This is a genomic window from Bacillus cereus group sp. BfR-BA-01524 (genome assembly GCF_022662595.1).
In the GTDB taxonomy this organism is placed as follows: Bacteria; Bacillota; Bacilli; order Bacillales; family Bacillaceae_G; genus Bacillus_A; species Bacillus_A thuringiensis_S.
Map to the genome: position 1 here is coordinate 1 of NZ_JAKUDW010000311.1, position 373 is coordinate 373.

The following is a 373-nucleotide window of genomic DNA, read 5'->3' on the forward strand; positions in this document are numbered from 1 at the left end:
TTCAAATGCTGTACAAGGGGATTTCGGTATTTCTTACGCACATAAAATAAAAGTAACAGATATTATCGGGGAACGTCTTGGCAATACAATACTGTTAGCTCTTCTTATTCTTATTCTTACTTACTTAATTGCTATTCCACTTGGAGTTATAAGTGGACGTTGGAATGATACGTGGGCTGATCGAATCATTACGCTCTATAACTTTTTAGGATTCGGTACACCACTATTTATTTTCGGATTAGTAATGTTATTCTTATTCGGCTTTTTATATCCAATTTTCCCTACGAGTGGTAGCGTTGATCCACAAGTTGTAACAGGATCATTTGATTACTATTTAAGTAAATTCAATCATATGATTTTACCAGCTTTATCT

General features: G+C 33.8%; 1 protein-coding gene. It reads left to right on the forward strand.

All coding sequences use genetic code 11. The annotated features are described in order from the left end of the window. On the forward strand, positions 1 to 373 hold a 373-nt coding region (locus MR170_RS31225; RefSeq protein ID WP_481746804.1), incomplete at both ends, for an ABC transporter permease family protein.